This is a genomic window from Pseudarthrobacter sp. ATCC 49987 (assembly GCF_009928425.1).
GTDB lineage: Bacteria > Actinomycetota > Actinomycetes > Actinomycetales > Micrococcaceae > Arthrobacter.
Map to the genome: position 1 here is coordinate 2,928,345 of NZ_JAABNS010000001.1, position 18,228 is coordinate 2,946,572.

Below are 18,228 nucleotides of genomic sequence, written 5' to 3' on the forward strand. Positions count from 1 at the left end.
CACTGACTCTGCGGGCTCTGCCGCACCGCCGGCGGCGCTCAGCTGCGCACCGCCGTCGCGTCGTCGGCCGTGTTTTCCGAAAAGGCCGTCTCCGCGTCTTCGCCCGCGAACTGGGACATGTACAGGCGGTAGTAGGCACCCTTAAGGTCCAGCAGCTGCGCGTGGGCACCCTGCTCCACGATCCGGCCGGCCTCCATCACCAGGATGGTGTCGGCGTCGCGGATGGTGGAGAGCCGGTGGGCGATCACGAAGCTCGTGCGATCGGTGCGCAGCGCGGCCATGGCCTTCTGGACGAGCACCTCGGTGCGGGTATCCACGGAGCTGGTGGCCTCGTCCAGGATCAGCAGCGAAGGATTGGCCACGAAGGCACGGGCGATGGTGATCAGCTGCTTCTCGCCGGCGCTGACGTTGTTGCCTTCCTCGTCGATGACGGTGTTGTAGCCGTCCGGGAGGGCGCGGACGAACCGGTCCACGAAGGTGGCTTTCGCTGCCTCCATCACCTGTTCCTCGGTGGCGTCCAGCTTGCCGTAGCGGATGTTGTCGTAGATGGTCCCGCCGAAGAGCCAGGCGTCCTGCAGCACCATGCCCACCTTGGCCCGCAGTTCCGCACGGCTCAGATGGGTGATGTCGACCCCGTCCAGGGTGATGCTGCCGCCCTGGAGCTCATAGAAGCGCATCACGAGGTTCACCAGGGTGGTCTTGCCCGCACCGGTGGGGCCGACGATCGCCACGGTGTGTCCGGGCTCCGCGGTGAAGGACAGGTCCTCGATCAGCGGTTTGTCCGGGGTGTAGCTGAAGGTGACGTGCCGGAACTCGACGTGCCCGTCGGTCTTGGCCGGCAACTGCTCCGTGGCGGTCTCGGCGTCCTGTTCGTCGGCGTCGAGGAATTCAAAGACCCGTTCCGCGGAGGCGACGCCGGACTGCAGCATGTTGGCCATGCCCGCCATCTGGCCCAGCGGCTGGGTGAACTCGCGCGAGTACTGGATGAACGCGGTGGCGTCGCCCAGGCTCATCCCGCCGGAGGCAACGCGCAGGCCGCCGACGACGGCGATGCCGACGTAACTGAGGTAGGACACGAACTGCATGACGGGCATGATCATGCCGGAGACGAACTGCGCGCCGAAGCTGGCCTTGTAGAGGGCCTCGTTCCGCTCGTCAAAGCGCTCCAGCATGTCGGCGTCGCGGCCGAAGACCCGGACGAGGTCGTGGCCGGAGAAGGACTCCTCGATCTGGCCGTTGAGCTCGCCGGTGTTCTTCCACTGGGCTGCGAAGAGCTTCTGGCTACGGGACCCGATGATGCCGGCCGCCACGGCAGAGAGCGGCAGCGCGACGAGGGCAATGAGGGCCAGCTGCCAGGACACGATGAACATCATGATGACGATGCCGATCACCGTCAGCGCCGAGTTCACGAGCTGCGCGAAGGCCTGCTGCAGCGCCTGCTGGATGTTGTCCACGTCGTTGGTAACCCGGGAGAGGATGTCGCCGCGCTGGCGGGTGTCGAAGTAGTTCAGCGGAAGCCTGTTGAGCTTCTTCTCGGTGTCGTCGCGCAATTTGCGGACCACCCGCATGACCAGGATGTTCAGGACGTAGCCCTGCAGCCAGAGAAAGATGTTGGCGACGAAGTACATCACCAGGACCACGCTGATCAGGAACGCTAGCTTCTGGAAGTCGATGCCGGCGCCGGGGATAACGTCCATCTTGGCGAGCATGTCCGCGAAGTTGTCCTGGCCCTGGGCGCGGAGGCCTGCGACGAACTGCTCCTTGGTGCCGCCGGCGGGTAGCTGTTTGCCAACGACTCCGCCGAAGATCACGTCCATCGCCTGGCCGAGGATCCGGGGCGCCACAACGTTGAGGACGACCGCGACCGTCACCATCGCGAGCACGGCGGTGATGCCGGCCCGTTCGGGCTTCAGCAGGCCCATCAGCCGTTTCGCGGAGGGCCAGAAGTGCTGGGCTTTCTTTGCCGGCAGGTCACCGAACATGCCGCCGTCGGCCTCGCCGGGGGTGTATTCCTCTTCGTGGAAGTCGTCGTCCGGCTCAGCGGCCGAGGGATCGGCGGCCGCAGCATCGGCGGCGGAGACCCCGGTGCCCGAGGGAGGGAGGTTGACCTTTTCGTTGGTGCTCATGCCACGGCCTCCGCGGTCAGCTGGGATTCGACAATTTCCTGGTAGGTGCTGGAACTCTGCAACAGTTCCTCATGCGTGCCGCGGTCCACGATCCGTCCGTTGTCGAGCACCAGGATCTGGTCCGCGTCGGCGATCGTGGAGACGCGCTGGCCGACAATGATCACGGTGGCGTCAGCGGTTTTCGCCTTGAGGGCGCGACGGAGCCGGGCGTCGGTGGCGACGTCGAGGGCGGAGAAGGAGTCGTCAAACAGGAACACCTTGGGCTCCGTGACGAGCGCCCGGGCGATGCAGAGGCGCTGGCGCTGGCCGCCCGAGACGTTGGTGCCGCCCTGGGAAATCCGTGAGCCGAGTCCGTTCTTCTTCTCGCGCACAAAGTCGGCTGCCTGGGCCACGGTCAGGGCATCCCAGAGCTGGCTGTCCGTGGCCTCGGGCTTGCCGAAGCGCAGGTTGTGTTCGATCGTTCCGGAGAACAGGTAGGGCCGCTGCGGAACCATGGCCACGCGCTGCGTGATCTCCGCGCGGTCCAGGTTGGTGACGGGGACGCCGTCGAGCAGCACCTCCCCCGAGGCGGCGTCGTAGAGCCGGGGCAGCAGGGACAGCAGGCTGGTTTTGCCGGCGCCGGTGGAGCCGATGATGGCCACCGTCTGGCCGGGCTCGGCGGTGAAGCTGATGTCGCTCAGGACCGGCGCTTCGGCGCCGGGGTAGGCGAAGGACACGTTCCGGAACCCGACGCGGCCGGCTTTCCTGGCCGGGGTCACCGGGGTGAGGGCCTCGTGGATGGAGGGTTCGACGTCGAGCACCTCACCAATGCGGTCCGCGCACACGGAAGCGCGGGGAATCATCATCGCCATGAACGTGCCCATCATGACGGCCATCAGGATCTGCAGCAGGTACTGCAGGAACGCCGTCAGCGAGCCGACCTGCATTTCCCCGGCTTCGACCCGCTGGCCGCCGAACCACAGCACGGCCGCGGTGGAGACGTGCAGGATCATGCCGATGGCGGGGAACATCAGGACAAACAGGGCGCCGATCTTCAGCGAGACGTCGGTGAGTTCCTTGTTCGCGGCGCCGAAGCGTTCGGCCTCGTGTGGCTCGCGCACGAAGGCGCGGACAACGCGGATACCGATGATCTGTTCGCGGAGGATGCCGTTGAGCCGGTCGATCTTCTTCTGCATCGAACGGAAGAGTGGCATCAGGCGGACCACGAGGTAGCCCACCACCAGCACGAGCACCGGAACGGAAACCCAGACCAGCCAGGACAGGTTGAGGTCCTCGCGGATGGCCATAAAGATGCCGCCGATGCACATGATGGGCGTGGCCACCATAAAGTTCAGCCCCATCAGCATGAGCATCTGCACCTGCTGGACATCGTTGGTGCCGCGCGTGATCAGGGTGGGGGCGCCGAAAACGTTGACGTCCTTCGCGGAGAAGCTCGTGACCTTGCGGAACACCCCGCGGCGCAGGTCGCGGCCGAACGCCATCGCAGCCTTCGACCCGAAGTAGACCCCGGCGATCGCGGTGGCAACCTGCACCAGGGCGACGCCGAGCATCACCCCGCCGGTCCGCCAGATGTAGTCCGTGTCGCCGCGGGAGACACCCTCGTCAATGATCTGGGCGTTCAGGCTGGGAAGATACAGCGCCGCGATGGTCGAGGCGAGCTGGAAGAAGATGACGGCACCAATGTATGGCAGATACGGCTTTGAATAGCGCCGTATGAGGGTGACAAGCATGCCCACGAGTCCTTAGGAATTATCGAGTAGATGAGGCTGGAGGAGAGTCTGGGAAGGGAACAACAACCGGTGCTCCCAGTACTAGCAGAGGGGGCTGACAGCCATAGCCATCCAACTCTACGAAACGACGTGCCCGCGCGGAACATTGGAGACTGAAAATCATCCAAACGGCGTACTTTTCGGGACTGTCGACAAAGCAGCGCGGCACCGCGGCCGCCCCGTTAGCCGGGGTGGCCGCGGCGCCGCTTGCGTGCAGACGGTGCGTTCAGTCGCCCCGGCGCTGGCTTTCGCGCTGCTGGCTGAGCACCTCAACGAATTCCCGGTCGAGGTCGACGATTCCGGTCCCGGATGCGGCAGGTGCGGACGGGTTGACCTTCGCAGTCGCGGCCGGGCCGCCGTCGGGCCCTGTGACGCCTTTGGCGGCGGGGCTGACGATGTCCACGGTGCGCCGCAGCGGCTCTTCCTTGATGAAGAGGATCGCCACCAGGGCGACCAGCCCGATGATTGCGGAGACCATAAAGATCTGGGCCGTGGCGTCACCGTAGGCGGCCCGCATGATTTCGCGGACTGGCTCCGGCAGGTCCTTGAGGTCCATGCTGGCGCCCGCGCCGCCGGTAGTGGGAATCCCCGCGGCGGCGAAGCCCTCGGTGGCGAGTTCCTTGACCCGGTTGCCCATGATGGCGCCGAGCACGGAGACGCCGATGGCGCCGCCGACCGACCGGAAGAATGCCACGGAGGCGCTGGCGGTTCCGATGTCCCTGGCCCGCACGGTGTTTTGCACGGCCAGCACGAGGTTCTGCATCAGCAGGCCCAGGCCGAGGCCGAGGACCGCGGTGTAGACACCGGTCTGCCAGAGTGCGGTGGTGTGGTTGATGGTTCCGGTCAATCCGAGGCCGCTGATCAGCAGGATGGAGCCCTCCACCAGGTACCGCTTCCACTTTCCGGTCCGGCTGATCAGCTGTCCCGAGACGACGGAGCCGATCAGGTTGCCGGCGATCATCGGCAGGGTCAGGAGCCCGGCTTCGGTCGGTGATGCGCCGCGCGCCACCTGGAAGTACTGGCCGAGGAAGGTGGAGGAACCGAACATACCGACGCCGACGGCGATCGAGGCCAGGATGGCGAGGGCTGTGGTGCGCTGGGAGATGATCTTCAGCGGAATGATGGGCTGGGAGACCTTGGATTCCACCAGGACCAGCAGGGCCAGCAGGGCAACGCCGCCGCCGACCATGGCCACCGTCTGCCAGGACCACCAGTCGTAGTAGTCCGGGTTGCCGGCGAAGGACACCCAGATGAGCAGCAGGCTCACGCCGGAGGTCAGGAGGACGGAGCCGAGCCAGTCGATCTTGGCAGGGCGCCTGACGTGCGGCAGCTTCAAGGTGACCTGGAGCAGGATGAGGGCAACGACGGCCAGCGGAACACAGACGAAGAAGGTCCAGCGCCAGCCCAGCGGGCTGTCCACGATGAAGCCGCCCAGCAGGGGGCCGCCGGCGGTGCCCACGGCCATCACGGCACCCATGTAACCGGAGTACTTCCCGCGGTCGCGGGGCGGGATGATGGAGCCGATGATGGCCATGGCCAGGGCGGTGAGCCCGCCCATGGCGACGCCCTGGATCACGCGGGCGGTGAGCAGCAGCGGGATCGTCTCGGACAGGCCAGCCATGACGGAGCCGGCCACGAAGATCACGATGCTGAGCTGGACCAGAACCTTCTTGTTGAAGAGGTCGGCGAGCTTGCCCCAGATGGGGGTGGTCGCGGCGTTGGCCAGCAGGGCCGCGGTGATGACCCAGGCGAAGTCGGTCTGGGTTCCGTTGAGCTCGGACATGATCGTGGGGAGGGCGTTCGCGACGATCGTGCTGCTGATGATCGCGGTGAAGAACGCGGCCAGGATGCCCGTGAGGGCTTCCATGATCTGGCGGTGGGTCATCACCACCGCAGGCGCGGGGGGCATTTCTGTCGTTGCTGCCATGGGGGCTCCTTAAACAATTTCGGTCGTATTGGTGGATCCGGCCGTCGTTGCCCGGGCTGAGGTCCTGAGGGACTCAGCAAGTTTCTGCAAGGTTCTCGTTGTCTCTTCGACGTCCTGCTCGCTCCAGTCCTGCAGGAAGCCAAGGAGTGTGACGGTGCGCTGGTCCTCGATGGAGCGGAGTTTCCCGATTCCTGAAGCGGAGAGGGCGATCAGTTGGGCCCGCCCGTCCAGCGGGTCGGGACGGCGGACCACGTAGCCCTGTTCTTCCAGCTCGGCAATGTGCCGGCTGAGGACGGGGGCGCTGACTCCGAGCCGCTCTGCGAGTCCGGTGGCGCGGGTTTCCCCCTCCCCCACGAAGCGCAGTACGCCCTGGAGCGCCACGCCGGTGTCCTCCCCGCGAAGCTTGATCGCGGCGACGCAACGAACGGCGCGCTGCAAATCGAAAATCTGGTGGACGAGTCTGGCTGCGGTGTCCGGCGCAACTGCCATGGGAGAACCCCTTATGTTTGCCTAAGGCAACAATGTACCAGAAATTTAGTTACTTTGGGAAACTAACCCTTTTCCGGGAGGCGTCCTGCTTAAACGCCAAACGCGGACCGGCAGCAGTGCTGCCGGTCCGCGCTGGGCGTTTTGCGCAGGGAGTTGGGCGTGGGCTCAGGCCTCGATGTGGGTCGGGGCGAACATCTTGAGCAGGGTTTCGACCACGACGACGTTCGGCCCGTCGGCGGCGAACCCCGCCTTGAGCGCGTCCCCGACGTCCTCGGGGGCAACCCGGACAGCCGGAACCCCGAAGGCCTCGGCCAGCTTGACGAAATCGGGACGGGCGAGTTCCGTGGCGGTGGCCTTGCCGAAGGCGCCGACCATGTATTCGCGCAGGATGCCGTAGCCGCCGTCGTCCACAATCAGCCAGGTGACGGGGACATTGTGCTGCTTGGCCGTGGCCAGTTCGGAAATGGAGTACATCGCCGAGCCGTCGCCGGAGACGGCCAGCACCCGGGCCGAACCCCCCGGCTTCCCCGTGGTTTCCAGGCCGACGGCGCCGCCGATCGCCGCGGGGAAGCCGAAGCCGAGTCCGCCGGCGCCCTGGGCCGAGTGGAACTGGCCCTCGCGGGCGTCCCAGCAGCTCCACGCCCAGTACGCAGAGATGGTCATGTCCCAGAACGTCTGCATGGCCGGGGGAACGGCCTCCCGGATGTCCGCCATGAACTTCAGTTCCTTGCCGAGGTCCTGGGATTCCAGCCTTGCCCTGACCTTGGCCAGGGTGTCCTTGACCAGGGCCTCGGGCGGAGTGCCGTGCCAGTCCGCGCGCTGTCCGCGCGGCTCCGTCAGGGCGGTGTCGAGGGCGGTGTCGAGGGCGGCGTCCAGGGCGGCGAGGGCCTGGCCGGCGTCGGCCCGGATGCCCAGGCCGGGGCGGTTGGATTCCAGGACCCGGGGTTCGGCGTCGATCTGGATGATCCGGCCGCGCGGCTCAAAGGTGAAGTAGTTCGACGTGACCTCGCCCAAGGATGAGCCGATGACGATCAGCACGTCGGCGTCCTCGAGCAGCTCCGTCATGTGCTGGTCCTCGATCCAGGACTGCAGCGAGAGTTCGTGGTTCCACGGGAAGGCGCCGTTGCCGCCGGGGGTGCAGATGACCGGAGCCCGCAGCTTCTCCGCTATGGAGAGCAGCGATTTCTCGGCCCGGCCGCGGCGGGTGCCGCCGCCGGCGATGATGGCGGGACGTTCCGCCGTCGCGAGCCATTTGACCGCTTCGTGGACCAGTTCGACGCGGGGCGGATTGTCTGCCGCTTCGGCGAGGGCGTCCTCCACCGGGGGCACCATGATGGGGTCCAGCAGCACGTTCTGCGGAATTTCCAGCCACACGGGACCCTGCGGCGAGGAGATCGCCTCGGTCCAGGCGTCCTGGATGGCCGAGGGGATGCCGGAGGCGTGCTGGATCAGCCGCTGGCTCTTGGTGACGTTCGCGGCCGAGGCCTTCTGGTCATCGAGCTGGTGGAGCATGCCCTTGCGGCGCGCGCCGAGGCCCTCCAGCGGGATCTGGCTCGCGATGACCACCATGGGAACGCCGGTGGCATAGGCCTCCTGCAGCCCGGCGAGGGAGGTCAGCGCGCCGGGGCCGGTGGAGAGGAAGAGGACACCGACCTCGCCGGTGGCGCGGGAGTAGCCGTCCGCGGCGAAAGCCGAGTTGTTCTCCACCCGGGAGGAGACGAAGTGAAGGTTTCCGCGGCCCATGGCGTCGAAGAGGCCCAGGGCGTGCTGGCCCGGGATGCCGAAGACGGTCTTGGCGCCGAGCGCCTCGAGGGTCTCGACGACGAGGTCGCCGCCGTTGCGCACGCCGGTCACTGGGAGGCTCCGCTCTGGACGCGCTGTGCCGCCGGTGTGGCGAAGCCGGCCGGGCGGCGGGACTCCTGGCCGAGCGACTGGGCGGCGTAGCCGTTGGCCGCGCCGAAGCGGTCGCCGTCCACGGCGCGGTCCGCCATCAGGGTGACCAGTTCGTAGGCCACGTGGCTGGCCGCGACGCCGGTGATGTCCGCATGGTCGTATGCGGGGGCGACCTCGACGACGTCGGCCCCGATGAGGTTCATGCCGCGGAAGCCGCGGATGATTTCCAGCAGCTCACGGCTGGTGATGCCGCCGGCTTCCGGTGTTCCGGTGCCGGGGGCGTGCGCGGGATCCAGGACGTCGATGTCCACGGAGATGTAGAGCGGGCGGTTGCCGATCCGGTCGCGGACCTTGGCGACGGTTTCCAGGACGCCCTGGTAGTAGACGTCGGCGGAGGTGACGATGCCGAAGCCGAAGCGGTGGTCGTCGTCGAGGTCCTTCTTGCCGTAGAGCGGGCCGCGGGTGCCGATGTGGCTGATGGCCTCGGTGTCGAGGATGCCTTCCTCGACGGCGCGGCGGAACGGGGTGCCGTGGGTGTACTCGGCGCCGAAGTAGGTGTCCCAGGTGTCCAGGTGGGCGTCGAAGTGCAGCATGGCGACGGGCTGGCCGGCGCGTTCGGCGGCGGCGCGGAGCAGTGGCAGCGCGATGGTGTGGTCCCCGCCGAGGGTCAGCAGCTTGCTGCCGGAGGCGGTCAGGTCCAGGGCGTTCTGCTGGATGGTCTCGATCGCGTCATTGATATTGAAGGGATTGACGGCCATGTCGCCGGCGTCGGCCACCTGGATGTTTTCGAAGGGGCTGACATCCCAGGCCGGGTTGTACGGGCGCAGCAGCCGGCTGGCCTCGCGGATATGGTTGGACCCGAAGCGGGCACCGGGGCGGTAGGAGACGCCCGAATCGAAGGGCACGCCGACCACGGTGACGTCCGCCTTGGCGACCTGGTCCAGCCGCGGCAGGCGCGCGTAGGTGGCGGCTCCTGCGTAGCGCGGAATGCGGGATGAATCGATGGGGCCAAGGTTGCCATTGGCCTCGATGCGCAGCTCTTCCAAAAGAAAGCCTCTCCTTCGAGGATTGACCGACGGGTGTGACAGCCATCATACACTTCAAGTTGCCCCTTGTGCATCAAATGTTTACAAAACCCTGGGCTGACGTTCCCGCCCAGTTTCTGTCCGCCGCAGCCGGACGGCGCCCCAGGGAACCCTGGAAATCCGGGGTTCTCCGGCCGCCCGGGTCCGGTGCCGCGGCGAGTAACTGGGCAGGAGCGCAGGCCGCCCTCAATACCCGTTGTCCAGATAGCCCGCCTTCCCGCTTTTGCGGGCATCCGGGACCCCGTGTACTGGCCTGATGGACCCCTTGGACTACCTGACCCAACTCGGCGGCGCCGCCCGGACCGGGCAATTGCTGGCCGCTGGCTTTTCCCGGACGGATATTGCCCATTTGGCCGACGCCGGTGTGCGGCAACTCCGGCGGGGTGTGTTCGCCCTTCCCGACTGCCGGCCCGAGTTCATGGCCGCAGTCCGGCACAACGCCCGGGTCAGCTGCGCCAGCGCGGCCGGCCACTACGGGCTCTGGCTCCGCGAGCCGCCGGCGCAACACCACCTGGCCTGCAACCACGGCCATGGTGCGGGCTTCGTTCGGCACCGCACGGTACGGCTTGACGGGCATCCGACGCTGCCGCTGGCCGCGGTCGAGGACGTCGTGCTGCATGCCATGTCGTGCCTCGCACCCCCTGCGTCAACGGCCATCGCGACTTCGGCGATCCGCCTGCATGGCGTCCCGCTGGAATTGTTGAAGGCCCAGCTCACGGCCGACCGGTCCGGCCAGGTCCGCAAGGCGCTGCACCAGCTGGACCTGCGGGCCGAGTCCATTGTGGAGGTCGACGCCCAGCACCTCTTCCAAACCAACGGGATTGGCTACGACGCCCAGGTCTTCCTGTCCGGGATCGGTCGGGTCGACTTCCTCATCGAGGGGTTTCTGATCGTGGAAGTGGACGGCTTCGCGTTCCATTCCAGCCGCGAGGCCATGCGCCGGGACCTGGGCCGGAACAATGCCTCGACACTGAACGGTTTTGCGGTACTCCGGTACATGCCCGAGCACATCTGGTTCGAACCCCAGCGCGTCCTGGCCGAGATCCGGGCGGTGCTGGATCGGCGCCCGCAACCCAGGCCCTGACGCTCCCGCCCATTTGCTCCGACAGAACCCCGGCGCGCCCGCGGATTTCCGGGGTCCGCCACGTCCAACGGGGGGCCAGGGGGAAAGTAACTGGGCAGGAACGCGGCCCCGGCCCGTGGAAACCTAGCGGCTTGCGGCGGGGACCAGGACCCAGAGGACCTCGACGGCTTCATCCGTCGGGTTGACCCAGGTGTGCGGCTCGCGGCCCGGGAAGGTCACGGTGTCCCCCGTGTGGAGTTCGAATTCCTCGTTCGTGAGGATCAGCCGGATGCTGCCTCTGACCACGTGCAGCACGTCGACGTCGCAGTCCACCGCGTACAGTTCCGATTCGCCGCGACCGCGGGGCTCGATCACGGCCTGGATGATTTGGACACGGCGCTCCGAGCGCGCGGTCAGCAGGCGCTCCACGATCCCTTCGCCGCCCAGTGAGATCCGCGGGCCTTCATTCTTCTTGGTGAGATGCGTTTCCGGCGCGGCAAAAAGATCGCCGATCGAAATGGAGAGCACCTGGCACAGCGTCACCAGGGACGCGACCGAGGGTGAGGTGAGGTCCCGCTCAACCCGGCTGAGGAATCCTTTGGTCAGCCCGGTGGCGTCGGCAACCTGCTCGATGGTAAGCCGCTGCGACTGCCGGGCGGCACGGATCCGGGAACCGATGGCAACGGGAACGTTGCTCGGTTCAACAGGTAGAGCCTTCATTTTGGAACCTTTCACGGCCGGCCGCTCGGCCCCATCGTTGGAGCAATACTAGCGGGACGGCACCGCCGGGAGGCCGGATCGGCCCGCGACGCGTAATGCGTCTTGACTGTTACCCGGATCACACATACTGTTTGGCAACAAGTGTTGCCTATTGGGCAATAGTTGCCAGCAAGCGCGGTCGTGTGACCCGTTTCAAGGAAACACTTCCGCCGGCAAGAACCGTTATCGTACCCGTCAAGAAGCAGCTGGACCCCGGGCGCCCCGTAGCGTGCCGGCCGGTTCAGCCCTGCCCTGAACAGCTCCAAGGAGCCCTTAATGGATGCAAGTTTCGTCAACATCGCCATCGTGGTGGTGTACCTGGTCGCCATGCTGGCGTTCGGGTGGTGGGGCAAGTCCCGCACCAAGAACAACAGCGACTTCCTGGTGGCAGGCCGCCGCCTCGGCCCGTTCCTGTACACCGGAACCATGGCCGCCGTCGTGCTCGGCGGCGCCTCCACCGTGGGCGGAGTGGGCCTCGGCTACAAATTCGGAATCTCCGGCATGTGGCTCGTGGTCGCGATCGGCGCCGGCGTGCTGCTGCTCAGCCTGCTGTTCGCCAGCACCATCCAGAAACTGAAGATCTACACGGTCTCGCAGATGCTGAGCCTGCGGTACGGCAGCAACGCCACCCAGACCTCGGGAATAGTGATGCTGGCCTACACGCTGATGCTCTGCGCCACGTCCACCGGCGCCTACGCCACCATTTTTGTGGTGCTCTTCGGCTGGGACCGCGCCCTCGCCATCGCCATCGGCGGCGCGATCGTCCTGGTCTACTCGACCATCGGCGGCATGTGGTCCATCACCCTGGCCGACCAGGTCCAGTTCGTCATCAAGACCGTCGGCATCTTCTTCCTGATGCTGCCGTTCACGCTCAACGCCGCCGGCGGCTTCGAGGGTATCCGTGCCCGCGTCGACGCCAGCTTCTTCCAGGTTGACGGCATCGGCATCCAGACGATCATTACCTACTTCGTCGTCTACACCCTGGGCCTGCTGATCGGCCAGGACATCTGGCAGCGCGTTTTCACCGCCAAGACCCCCACGGTCGCCCGCTGGGGCGGCGCCACTGCCGGCATCTACTGCATCCTCTACGGTGCGGCCGGCGCCCTGATCGGCCTCGGCGCCCGCGTCGCCCTGCCGGACATCGACGTCAAGGCCCTCGGCAAGGACGTTGTCTACGCCGAGGTCGCCACCAACCTGCTGCCGATCGGCATCGGCGGCCTGGTGCTCGCCGCGGCCGTCGCCGCCATGATGTCCACGGCCTCCGGCGCCCTGATCGCCGCTGCCACCGTGGCCCGCGCCGACGTCCTGCCGTTCGTCGCCAGCTGGTTCGGCAAGGACATCAACACCGACGACACCGATAACCCGGAGCACGACGTCAAGGCCAACCGCATGTGGGTCCTGGGGCTCGGCGTCGTCGCGATCGTCATCGCCATCATTACCAAGGACGTCGTCGCGGCGCTCACCATCGCCTACGACATCCTCGTCGGCGGACTCCTCGTCGCCATCCTGGGCGGCCTGGTCTGGAAACGCGGCACCGGTGTCGCCGCGGCTGCCTCCATGGCCGTTGGCTCGGTCATCACCCTCGGCACCATGATCATCCTCGAGATCAATGCCGAGGTCCCGCTGGACGGCATCTACGCCAACGAACCGATCTACTACGGCCTGCTGGCCTCCGCGGTCGTCTACATCGCAGTGTCCCTGCTGACCAAGCCGACGGATCCCGCGGTCATGGCCAACTGGCACCGCCGGGTCGCCGGGGGCGCCGCCGAGGAGGAAGATCAGGTGCCCGTCCTGACCTACTAGGGTCCTGACAGCGGGTTAAAGGTCGAAGGCGGCGCTCCCCTTCCGGGGGGCGCCGCAGTTGGTCGTTCAAGCCAGTGGGAGGATCATTCCTTCTCCTCCGGCTCAAGGAATTCTTCGCCTTCCAGGGGAACCACCGGTTTCTCGTCGCCCAGGAAGTCGTCCTTGTCGAGGGGAACGAGCCGGTCGGCTTCTTCGAAGAGTTCTTCCTCCTCGGTTTCCTCGGAATCGCTCACGGGCGCATCCTCGGCGTAGTCGTAGGTGGGATCGGACTCGAGGGAATCCCGGGCCGGCTGGATTGGACGTGAGCCGATGTTGTCCATGATGCAACCTCCGTGTGACTGGGGTGGCGGCTACGGCCCCGGAGAGCCCGCCCTGGGTTTCATTCGAACACCGCGAACCCGGGCGGTCAAGGGCCCCAGCGAACGGGACCCCGGCAGCCGCGAAATGGCCGGCGGCGCGGGCCCTTTTTACGGTTTGCCTAAAATCCGCGCTGAGGACCACCAGCCGAAATTCCGCGGAAAGACGGGGTACGCTGGATACGCAACGGGGCCGAACCATGCCCTTTCAAGCCCAGGAGCTTCCGTGTCCCAGCACGCCACATCTGACCCGTTCAACCCTGAACCCCACCACAGCGAACCCGGCGATGCACCGCGCCCCGAAGCACCCGCAGCAACACCACCCGCAGCAACACCGCCCGCCGCCGCACCGAGCTCCGCGGACATCAAGCGCTGGCGGCAGTACCTCGCCGACGAACGGGCCGAAGCCGCCGTCTACCGCGACCTCGCCCAGAACCGCCGCGGCGAAGAGCGTGCAATCCTGCTCGCCCTGGCCGAAGCCGAGGGACGCCACGAGGCGCACTGGCTCCAGCTGCTGGGCGAGCACGCCGGCCGCTCCCGGCCCGCCTCGCTCCGCAGCCAGTTGTTGGGCTTCCTGGCCCGCCACTTCGGCTCGGTCTTTGTCCTGGCCCTCGCCCAGCGGGCCGAAAGCCGTTCGCCGTACGCCAACGACCCCTCGGCCACCCCGGCCATGGTCGCCGACGAACAGATCCATGAGGAAGTCGTCCGCGGGCTCGCCACCCGGGGCCGCAACCGGCTGGCCGGCACCTTCCGCGCGGCCGTCTTCGGCGCCAACGACGGGCTGGTGAGCAACCTCTCCCTCGTTATGGGCATGGCCGCCTCCGGCGTCGGCAGTTCGGTGGTACTGCTCAGCGGCGTGGCCGGGCTCCTGGCCGGGGCACTGTCCATGGGAGCCGGCGAATTCATTTCCGTGCGCTCCCAGCGCGAGCTCCTCGCCGCAACCCGCCCCACCCAGATCACCCTGGCCGCCGCACCGTCGCTGGACATCGAACACAACGAACTCCTGCTGGTCTACCTGGCCCGCGGCATGTCCCGGGAAGCCGCCGAACACCGCGTCGCGGAGCGGATGGGCCTGCTCGACTGCGACTGCGATCCCAGCCTCTCGCTGCAGCCGGAACTTCCGGAAACCCGTGACGAGCACGAAGCCGTCGGCACCGCCTGGAGCGCGGCGGCGTCGAGCTTCTGCTTCTTCGCCTCCGGCGCCATCGTGCCGATCCTGCCCTTCGTCCTGGGCATGACCGGCGTCGCGGCGCTGGTGGTCTCCGCCGCCCTCGTGGGCCTGGCACTCCTGTTCACTGGCGGCGTCGTTGGCCTCCTCTCCGGCACCTCCCCGACCTCCCGGGGCCTGCGCCAGCTGGCCATCGGCATGGGCGCGGCAGGCGTGACATACCTGCTGGGCCTGGCCTTCGGCGCCGTGGTTGCCTAGTGGACGGTCCTGAGTTCCGGGACCGGACACCGCGGCACAGCCGCTCCCGCACCATGTGGCGGATCGTCCGCGGCCTCGCCACGGCCGCCGTGATTGCCGGTGCCGCGTTTCTGGCTGCCGGTCTCATGTACGGTGATCCGCGTTTTGCCGGACTCTTCGAGGTCAGCCGCGGGGCCACGCCGGGCACCGCGAGGGCCGGCCAGCCCGGGCAGCCGGCGTCCGCTGAGGCGGTCCGCACGGACACTCCCCCGGCCGGACTCGAAGAACAGGGCGAGCCGCTCGGCCGCCCGCAGAAGCCGGCCGTGGCCAGCAGCTCGTACAGGTTCCTGGCCGTGAACGACGACGGCACCCCGGTGGGCTACTCGCCGTGCCGGCCGCTGCATTATGTTGTCAACGCGGCGCTCGCTCCGAACGGCGCCGAGCGCCACGTTGAGGACGCGATCAGGACGGTGTCCCGCGCGACCGGCATCAAATTCATCGACGACGGGCCCACCACCGAGGCGCCCTCCCAGTCCCGCATCCCGTACCAGCAGCCCGCTTACGGGGACCGCTGGGCGCCGCTGCTGATCGCGTGGACCACCCCGGACCAGGCCCCGCAGCTCGCCGGCCCGGTGATCGGCACCGGCGGCAGCACCCACTTCAGCTTTGGCGACGGACCCAAGAGTTTCGTCACCGGCAGCCTGGAACTCGATGCCCCGCAGATCGCCGAGGACCTCAGCCGGCCGGACGGAGCCGCCTATGCCACCGCGGTGATCCTGCACGAGCTCGGCCATGTCATGGGGCTGGAGCACGTGGACGATCCGGTGCAGCTTATGTACCCCGAGATCGGAGCGCCCGACGGCCTCGCCGCGGGCGACCTGAACGGTCTCTATGAGCTGGGCAAAGCGCAGTGCCGCAAGGACCTCTGAGCGCCTAACGGTCCAGGACGGCGAGCGCCTCCTCCACGGTATCCACCAGGAAGATCCGGCTTTCCATCCGCCGCCCTGCGGCGAGACTCTGCAGCAGGGGCCACGCCGGGTAGCGCCGCAGCCAGTGTTCCTCCCCCACCAGCACCATCGGCATGATGGTCTCCGGGGTGCCGTAGTAGTTTTCGCAGGCATCCTGGAAGATCTCCTGCACGGTGCCGCCGGAACCTGGCAGGAAGACAATGCCGCCGTTGCACAGTTCCAACAGGACGGCCTCGCGGATGGAGTTCGCGAAGTACTTGGCAATGTGGGTGGCAAAGAAGTTGGGCGGTTCGTGGCCGTAAAACCAGGTGGGGATCCCCAGCGACGGCGTACCCTCCGGATGGCGTTCGACGACGGCTGCGGCGGAGCGCGCCCACGCCGAAACGGACGGCCGGAATCCGGGCACCGCCGCGAGGTCGTCCAGTGCGCGCCGGAAGTCCGGCTCCGGGGTCCCGCTTAGGTAGGCGCCGAGGTTGGCGGCCTCCATGGTGCCGGGACCGCCGCCGGTGGCAACCACCCGGCCCTCCCTGGCCAGCAGCCTCCCCAACAGCGCCGCCTCCTCGAAGACAGTCGAAGCGCGGCTCGCAGTATGTCCGCCCATTACGCCCACCATGGTCCGGCCGGCGCAGAATTCCGAGCGGGTCAGCTCCTCGAGGGCATCGCCGATCGAATGGTCATGCAGGGCCGCGGCGAGGGTCGCGTTCAGGCGGTGCCGCTGTCCCGGCCGGATGCTCCACTGGTACACCTTGGCGTCCGGAGTGTCTTCATAGCGCGAGTCGGCGATGCCGTCGTAGAGCTCCTGCGGGGTGTACAGCTGCCCGCGGTAAGGGTTAAACGGGACGGCTTCGAGTTTGGGAAAGATCAGCGCGCCGCGGCTGCGCAGCGAATCCTCCTCACCGCCGTCGAATGTGCACCCCAGGAAGATCCCGCCCTGGGCGTTCATGGCCTCCAGCTGCGCTCTCCGGCCACGGAGGTCCAGCGACTGGGCATGCCAGCCCTGCATCGACTTCGCCCCGGCCGCGACCAGCCGGTCGAAGCTGTCCAGGCTTTCGACCTCCAGCGTGCGCGGACTGGGGTGCAGGCTGCGGGCAGCACTCATCCGGCGGGCCTAGTCGAGGTGTTCCGGAGCGGTGCCGGACCCTGCCCTGGCTTCCGAGGTCATGTAGGCGTCAAGTTTGGCGAGGGTCTGTTCGATGTTGGCCGGGTGCCGGCGGACGTAGCCGGCCAGGCGCAGGAGGATCCTGGCGCGCACTTCCCGCGCGTCCCATTGTTCGATGACGAGGGTGCCCGGTTTGCCGGCGGAATCGGTGGCTGGCTCCAGCAGGTAACGCCAGACGTGGCCGCCGAAGTGCCGCCACGCGATCCGCCGGCCCTCCTCGAACTCGCAGACCGTGTTGAGAATCTTGTAGTCCAACTTCATGTTCATTTCCATACCGAACTTCGCCCCGAGGGCCAGCCGTTCAGGGCCGCGCGGCTGGGCGCCCTTCACGGTGTCGGAGCCGTCAATCACGCTGTGCAGGGCGGGGGTGGCCAGCACTTCGAAGATGGCTTCCGGAGCGGCCGCGATGAAGCGGCTGCGGGACACGAGATATCTGTTGGTCATCCGGCAATCCTAGACCTGCGTTGAAATAGGGAGGTTCTGTTGCAGAATAAACCATGCAGATTCAGCCCCTCCCCCGCAGCAGCCGGCCCCGCATTGGCATCCCGGTCCGCCTGAGCAGCTCCACGGAGGCGGATCCGCGTGTGGCGGAGGCCAACAAACTCTTCGATTACATCGTGGAACTGGTACGCGACGGCGGCGGCGAACCGGTGCTGCTCACCGCAGCCGAGGATCCGTTGGAGACGCTCGACGGCGTCGTCCTTCCGGGCGGCGGCGATCTGGACCCCGGGCTCTACGGCGAGGAACCCGGCGATGCCTGCTATGACGTCAGCCGGGCCCAGGATGAACTGGACCTGGCGGTCGCCCGGCGGTCGATCGGCGCCGGGCTGCCCGTCCTCGGCATCTGCCGGGGGCACCAGTTGCTCAATGTCCTCTATGGCGGCACGCTGGTCCAGGACATGGATCCGGGCTCCGTGGCGCACCGGGAACCCGAGCCGGTGCACGGGGCGGGGCCGTGGGCCTGGCACGAGGTCGGGTTGCAGGGCGGAAGCAAGGTTGCCGGCCTGTACAGCGTGATGGGAGCCGGCGCCGGCGGGGCCGGCGGAAATAGCGGGCCCGGAGGCGACTCCCCTGCCGTGACGGTGAAGATTGCCTCCGGACACCATCAGGCCGTGGCCCGGGTGGCGGACGGCCTGGTCGTGACGGCCGTGGCGGAGGACGGGACGGTGGAGGCGCTGGAGGACCCCACCCGTTGGGTGGCGTCGGTGCAGTGGCACCCGGAGGCCCAGGAACTTCCGGCCGGGGAGCGGCTGGCACCGTTCCGCGCCTTTGTTGAGGTGTGTCGCAGCTCTCCAATGGGCTGAACAGCCCTGCTATCATGGACTTAGGCAGTATGTCCTATCAAGAGAACATATGCCGAGGCAGGTGATCGGCGGCCCACCCGGGGGGGCCAAGGTCCGGGGCACAAGGGAGCTTAGAGACGTGG

The 18,228-nt window shown here is 67.4% G+C and carries 15 protein-coding genes; 5 read left to right on the plus strand and 10 right to left on the minus strand.

The annotated features are described in order from the left end of the window. Positions 1-38: 38 nt before the first annotated feature. The 6 genes from GXK59_RS13540 to speB all read right to left on the minus strand — a co-directional run bounded on the left by GXK59_RS13540 (position 39) and on the right by speB (position 9,250). A complete protein-coding gene (locus GXK59_RS13540; protein ID WP_160667520.1) occupies positions 39-2,126 on the minus strand; it encodes an ABC transporter ATP-binding protein in 2,088 nt (695 codons plus the stop codon). Beyond that, entirely contained in the window at positions 2,123-3,856 is a 1,734-nt protein-coding gene (locus tag GXK59_RS13545; protein WP_160667522.1) for an ABC transporter ATP-binding protein, read from the minus strand. The genes GXK59_RS13540 and GXK59_RS13545 overlap by 4 nt, the downstream gene beginning before the upstream one ends. A gap of 265 nt (positions 3,857-4,121) precedes the next feature. Then, a complete protein-coding gene (locus tag GXK59_RS13550; RefSeq protein ID WP_237393897.1) occupies positions 4,122-5,822 on the minus strand; it encodes an MFS transporter in 1,701 nt (566 codons plus the stop codon). Between the two features lie 9 nt (positions 5,823-5,831). Continuing rightward, the gene (locus GXK59_RS13555) at positions 5,832-6,311 is read right to left on the minus strand and encodes a MarR family winged helix-turn-helix transcriptional regulator (RefSeq protein WP_160667524.1); all 480 of its coding nucleotides are present in this window, start codon (positions 6,309-6,311) and stop codon (positions 5,832-5,834) included. A 165-nt stretch (positions 6,312-6,476) separates the two neighbouring features. Next, the gene (locus GXK59_RS13560) at positions 6,477-8,165 is read right to left on the minus strand and encodes a thiamine pyrophosphate-binding protein (protein ID WP_160667526.1); all 1,689 of its coding nucleotides are present in this window, start codon (positions 8,163-8,165) and stop codon (positions 6,477-6,479) included. Continuing rightward, positions 8,162-9,250 carry an agmatinase gene (gene speB / locus GXK59_RS13565; protein WP_160667528.1) on the minus strand — a complete coding sequence of 363 codons (1,089 nt, stop codon included), beginning with the start codon at positions 9,248-9,250 and terminating at the stop codon, positions 8,162-8,164. The genes GXK59_RS13560 and speB overlap by 4 nt, the downstream gene beginning before the upstream one ends. A 295-nt stretch (positions 9,251-9,545) precedes the next feature. On the opposite strand from speB, the gene GXK59_RS13570 reads away from it, so the two are divergent. After that, positions 9,546-10,373, plus strand: coding sequence for a DUF559 domain-containing protein (locus tag GXK59_RS13570; protein ID WP_160667530.1), 828 nt, complete (start codon positions 9,546-9,548; stop codon positions 10,371-10,373). A 123-nt stretch (positions 10,374-10,496) separates the two neighbouring features. Here the strand turns inward: GXK59_RS13570 and GXK59_RS13575 are convergent, their stop codons facing one another. After that, a complete protein-coding gene (locus GXK59_RS13575; RefSeq protein WP_160667531.1) occupies positions 10,497-11,072 on the minus strand; it encodes a helix-turn-helix domain-containing protein in 576 nt (191 codons plus the stop codon). 315 nt (positions 11,073-11,387) lie between these two features. Here GXK59_RS13575 and GXK59_RS13580 point away from each other — a divergent pair, with 315 nt between their 5' ends. After that, entirely contained in the window at positions 11,388-12,914 is a 1,527-nt protein-coding gene (locus GXK59_RS13580; RefSeq protein WP_202129128.1) for a sodium:solute symporter, read from the plus strand. A gap of 83 nt (positions 12,915-12,997) precedes the next feature. Here the strand turns inward: GXK59_RS13580 and GXK59_RS13585 are convergent, their stop codons facing one another. Next, positions 12,998-13,234, minus strand: coding sequence for a hypothetical protein (locus GXK59_RS13585; protein ID WP_160667533.1), 237 nt, complete (start codon positions 13,232-13,234; stop codon positions 12,998-13,000). Positions 13,235-13,496: 262 nt separating this feature from the next. On the opposite strand from GXK59_RS13585, the gene GXK59_RS13590 reads away from it, so the two are divergent. Beyond that, complete coding sequence (locus tag GXK59_RS13590; RefSeq protein WP_160667535.1) at positions 13,497-14,696, plus strand: VIT1/CCC1 transporter family protein; 1,200 nt, start codon at positions 13,497-13,499, stop codon at positions 14,694-14,696. Beyond that, the gene (locus tag GXK59_RS13595; RefSeq protein ID WP_237393898.1) at positions 14,696-15,604 is read left to right on the plus strand and encodes a matrixin family metalloprotease; all 909 of its coding nucleotides are present in this window, start codon (positions 14,696-14,698) and stop codon (positions 15,602-15,604) included. The genes GXK59_RS13590 and GXK59_RS13595 overlap by 1 nt, the downstream gene beginning before the upstream one ends. Before the next feature lie 4 nt (positions 15,605-15,608). Here the strand turns inward: GXK59_RS13595 and GXK59_RS13600 are convergent, their stop codons facing one another. Then, a complete protein-coding gene (locus GXK59_RS13600; RefSeq protein WP_160667537.1) occupies positions 15,609-16,742 on the minus strand; it encodes an LOG family protein in 1,134 nt (377 codons plus the stop codon). A 9-nt stretch (positions 16,743-16,751) separates the two neighbouring features. Then, positions 16,752-17,246: a polyketide cyclase / dehydrase and lipid transport gene (locus tag GXK59_RS13605; protein WP_160667539.1), complete on the minus strand. Its 495-nt coding sequence runs from the start codon at positions 17,244-17,246 to the stop codon at positions 16,752-16,754. A gap of 53 nt (positions 17,247-17,299) precedes the next feature. Between GXK59_RS13605 and GXK59_RS13610 the strand changes: the two genes are divergently transcribed. Continuing rightward, positions 17,300-18,106 carry a gamma-glutamyl-gamma-aminobutyrate hydrolase family protein gene (locus GXK59_RS13610; RefSeq protein ID WP_160667540.1) on the plus strand — a complete coding sequence of 269 codons (807 nt, stop codon included), beginning with the start codon at positions 17,300-17,302 and terminating at the stop codon, positions 18,104-18,106. Positions 18,107-18,228: the final 122 nt, after the last annotated feature.

Excerpts from the sequence above, each read along its gene's own strand:
- GXK59_RS13575 (WP_160667531.1), bottom strand. The coding sequence starts at position 11,072 with ATGAAGGCTCTACCTGTTGAACCGAGCAACGTTCCCGTTGCCATCGGT.
- GXK59_RS13540 (WP_160667520.1), bottom strand. The coding sequence starts at position 2,126 with ATGAGCACCAACGAAAAGGTCAACCTCCCTCCCTCGGGCACCGGGGTC.
- GXK59_RS13545 (WP_160667522.1), bottom strand. The coding sequence starts at position 3,856 with ATGCTTGTCACCCTCATACGGCGCTATTCAAAGCCGTATCTGCCATAC.
- GXK59_RS13555 (WP_160667524.1), bottom strand. The coding sequence starts at position 6,311 with ATGGCAGTTGCGCCGGACACCGCAGCCAGACTCGTCCACCAGATTTTC.
- GXK59_RS13600 (WP_160667537.1), bottom strand. The coding sequence starts at position 16,742 with ATGAGTGCTGCCCGCAGCCTGCACCCCAGTCCGCGCACGCTGGAGGTC.
- GXK59_RS13605 (WP_160667539.1), bottom strand. The coding sequence starts at position 17,246 with ATGACCAACAGATATCTCGTGTCCCGCAGCCGCTTCATCGCGGCCGCT.
- GXK59_RS13550 (WP_237393897.1), bottom strand. The coding sequence starts at position 5,822 with ATGGCAGCAACGACAGAAATGCCCCCCGCGCCTGCGGTGGTGATGACC.
- GXK59_RS13570 (WP_160667530.1), top strand. The coding sequence starts at position 9,546 with ATGGACCCCTTGGACTACCTGACCCAACTCGGCGGCGCCGCCCGGACC.
- GXK59_RS13610 (WP_160667540.1), top strand. The coding sequence starts at position 17,300 with ATGCAGATTCAGCCCCTCCCCCGCAGCAGCCGGCCCCGCATTGGCATC.
- GXK59_RS13580 (WP_202129128.1), top strand. The coding sequence starts at position 11,388 with ATGGATGCAAGTTTCGTCAACATCGCCATCGTGGTGGTGTACCTGGTC.
- GXK59_RS13585 (WP_160667533.1), bottom strand. The coding sequence starts at position 13,234 with ATGGACAACATCGGCTCACGTCCAATCCAGCCGGCCCGGGATTCCCTC.